Raw genomic sequence first — 3,436 nt, 5'->3', positions numbered from 1 at the left:
TGGGTGGGCAGCGGCCGCATCGTGTTCAGCCTCAACCACAGCCAGGCCGACGTGGAGGCGGTGACGGCCCGCTTCGTGGCCGCGGCCCGCGAGATGCAGGCCGACGGCTGGTGGTGGCACGACGCTTCGCTCAGCAACCGCGGCATCCGCCGCGGCCTGCTGAAAGAAATGTTCCGTCAGCGATTCGGCTGAACGGTGCCCCGGACCTGATGCCGCACATGCGTCATCGGGTCGATCAGCTCGCCGCGCAGCAGGGCCAGCGGGGCCTTGTGGTACAGGATGATGTCGTGCACCGGGTCTGTCAGGATCTTGGTCATCCAAGCCAGCGCGGGCACCGCGCCATCGCGCAGCCACAACTGCGCCACGCGGAACAGCAGGCCCGCCACGCCCAGCGCCAGCCAGGCGATGCCGATGTCGTGCAGCGTGCCCTGCCAGTTGGTGGCCGGGGTGATGAGGCCGAACAACGAAGGCTGCAGCCACAGCATCAGCGGCAGGCCCACGCACACCGCGATGAGCACCACCTTGCGGTGGATGTTGTAGCCCACCTTCACCGCTTCCTTGTATTCGTCGGTCACGTTGTTCACGTCATCAAAGCCGCGCGGCTCGAAGAAGAAGTGGCCGATCTGCCGCGTGGTCATCGAGAACAGCCAGCCGATCAGCGCGGCCGTCGCGGGGTCGATGAACAGCAGCACGTAAGCCACCAGGAAGCTGATGGCGCTGATGAAGTGCAGGCTCTGGTTGATGCGGCTCTGGTGGTAGAAGCGGTGGTCGTCCCAGCGCTGTTCGCGCAGCGTGTCGAAGAAGCGTTTCATGCGGAAGGTCTCCATGAAGGGCCTGAGGGCCCGGCCATGCTGCCCGCCGCCGATGAAAGCCGCGTGACCGGCCGGTGTCATCAAGCTGTTGCGCAGCCCCGGCACCATCTGCGGCATGAATGCACTGCGCGTGGCCTTCGTCACCGAGACCTATCCACCGGAAGTCAACGGGGTAGCCACCACCACGCAGCAGTTCGTGGAAGGGTTGCGCAGCCGCGGGCATGAGGTGACCTTGATACGGCCACGCCAGGCCGCCGATGGGCCGGCTGCGGAAGCGCCCGCAATACCGCCGCCCGGCGCGCTGCGCCAGCACCTGCTGCCGGGGCTGGCCATTCCGCGCTACCCGCAGCTGCGCATGGGGCTGCCGGCGGTGGCGCGGCTGCGGCGGCTGTGGCAGGCGCAGCCGCCCGACGTGGTGCATGTGGCCACCGAAGGTCCGCTCGGTTGGTCGGCCCTGCGCGCCGCGCGCCAGCTGGGCCTGCCGGTGACCTCGGACTTCCGCACCAACTTCAGCGCCTACAGTGCGCACTACGGCATCGGCTGGCTCGAGCGGCCCATCACCGCCTACCTGCGCGGCTTTCACAACGCCTGCGGCTGCACCCTGGTGCCCACCGAAGCCTTGCGCCAGCAGCTGGCGCAGCAGGGCTTCGAGCGGCTGCATGTGGTGCCACGCGGCGTGGACACGCAGCGCTTTGCGCCTGCCCACCGCAGCGAGACCTTGCGCGCCACCTGGGGCGCAGCGCCCGATGATCTGGTGATCGGCTGCGTCGGCCGGCTGGCGGCCGAGAAGAACCTGGGCGTGGCGCTGCAGGCCTATGAGCAGATCCGCCGCACCCAGCCCCGTGCCCGCCTGGTGCTGGTGGGCGATGGCCCGCAGCAGGCGGCGCTGCAGGCGGCCTGCCCCAGCGCCGTGATGGCCGGTGTGCAGCGCGGCCACGCCTTGGCGGCGCACTATGCGTCGTTCGACCTCTTCCTGTTTCCCAGCCAGACCGAGACCTTCGGCAATGCCACGCTGGAGGCGCTGGCCAGCGGCCTGCCCATCGTCGCCTTCCATCACGCTGCAGCCGGGCAGCTGATGCGCCACGGCCACGACGGCCTGCTGGCGCGTGTGGACGATGCCAACGGCTTCGTCGCGCTGGCCGTTCAGGCCGCGGCCGACCCGGCGTTGCGCCAGCGGCTGGCCGCGCAGGCGCTGCACACCGCCCGACCCATCGGCTGGGACAGCGTGGTGCAAGGCTTCGAGGCGCGGCTGCGGCAGGTGGCCAGCGGCACCAACGCCAGTCCGGCGCCCGACGCCGAGGCGATGGCCACCGGGCAGCTGTCCCGCCACTGAACCGACATGGTCGTGACACGCCGCTGTCACGGGCATCGTTTCCAATCACTTCATCGGAGCGCAGAACCGACCGCAGCAATGGGCGGAAGGCCTCGCAGCCAGGGAACCCGTCACCCAGCGCAACGATGTCCGGCTGGTGCGCTGCGGCACCCGTGATCGCCACGCTCCAGGCGTGATGGCCGAGATCACATTTCACACTCAGTTTGGCCGCCCAGCGGCCGATAGAGCATCACCGGCGCTGTGCGTTCGCCGGCCAGGTGAAAGAAATGCTGAAATCGGTTCGCGGGATGTTGTTATCGGGCTTCTCGCTCATGGTGGCGGTGGTGGTGGTGCTGGCCGCCATCAGCTTGAAGGGCCTGCAGGATGGTCGCAACGACTACCTGCGCTACGTGGACGGCCCCGCCGAAGTGGTGCAACTGCTGAACAACGTGGTGGCGGCTGCCAATGCCCGCGCCGTCGCGGCCCGCAACCTGGTGATCGTGACCAGCCCCCAGGACATCGCCGCCGAGAAGACCGCGGTCGAGGCCGCGCAAAAGGCCATGGGCAAAGCCATGGACGCGCTGGCCCAGAAGATGGCCAACACGGCCCGCTCCACCCCCGAAGAACGCGCCCAGTTCGACAAGCTGGCCAAGGCCGAAGCCAAGTACAGCCCGGTGGCGCTGCAGATCGTGGACCTGGCGGTGCAAGGCAAGACGGCGGATGCCTCACGGCGCATCGCCACCGAATGCCGGCCCTTGCTGGCCGAGCTGCTGGCCGAGGTTGACCATCAGGTCAAGCTCACCGCGGCCGCTGCGCTGCTGCGCGAGGCCGAGGCCGAGCGCCGCCACGGCTTCGACCGCAACCTCACCATCGCCGGCGTGCTGCTGGCGGTGGGCGCCGGCGTGTGGCTCACCCTGACCATCACCCGCCGCGTGCTGCGCACGCTGGGTGCCGAACCGGCCTGCCTGAACGAAGCCGTCAACCGCCTGGCCGGTGGCGATCTGGTCACGCCGGTGGTGATGCACCCGCGAGACAGCAAGAGCACGCTGGCTGCGGTGCATCGGCTGCAGCAGTCGCTGGCCGCCATCGTCACCACCGTGCGCGGCAACTCCGAAAGCGTGGCCACCGCCAGCACCCAGATCGCACAGGGCAACCTGCACCTGAGCCAGCGCACCGAAGAACAGGCCAGCGCCTGTCAGCAGACCGCGGCCACGATGGACCAGCTCACGGCCACCGTGAGCCACAACGCGCAGAACGCGGCGCAGGCCAGCAAGCTGGCCGAAGATGCCAGCCAGCTGGCCCAGCGCGGCGG

Annotated in this window: 3 protein-coding genes and 1 pseudogene; 3 read left to right on the top strand and 1 reads right to left on the bottom strand. The window is 69.2% G+C overall.

From position 1 onward, the window contains the following. Nucleotides 1-192 (top strand): annotated as a pseudogene (locus tag ABNT58_RS18580) (glutamate-1-semialdehyde 2,1-aminomutase); the annotation flags it as partial. Here the strand turns inward: ABNT58_RS18580 and ABNT58_RS18575 are convergent. Further along, on the bottom strand, nucleotides 177-812 hold the full coding sequence (locus tag ABNT58_RS18575; protein ID WP_348754925.1) for an Mpo1-like protein: 636 nt from the start codon (nucleotides 810-812) through the stop codon (nucleotides 177-179). The pseudogene ABNT58_RS18580 and the gene ABNT58_RS18575 overlap by 16 nt on opposite strands. Nucleotides 813-927: 115 nt before the next feature. Between ABNT58_RS18575 and ABNT58_RS18570 the strand changes: the two genes are divergently transcribed. Next, the gene (locus ABNT58_RS18570; RefSeq protein ID WP_348754924.1) at nucleotides 928-2,145 is read left to right on the top strand and encodes a glycosyltransferase family 1 protein; all 1,218 of its coding nucleotides are present in this window, start codon (nucleotides 928-930) and stop codon (nucleotides 2,143-2,145) included. 266 nt (nucleotides 2,146-2,411) lie between these two features. After that, the coding region (locus ABNT58_RS18565) for an MCP four helix bundle domain-containing protein (protein ID WP_348754923.1) at nucleotides 2,412-3,436 on the top strand (1,025 nt) is incomplete at its 3' end.

Origin of the sequence: uncultured Aquincola sp., from assembly GCF_964001545.1 — a bacterium.
GTDB lineage: Bacteria > Pseudomonadota > Gammaproteobacteria > Burkholderiales > Burkholderiaceae_C > Aquincola.
Note: the sequence above shows the minus strand (reverse complement) of the source record. Positions and strands in the feature narration are given on the sequence as shown.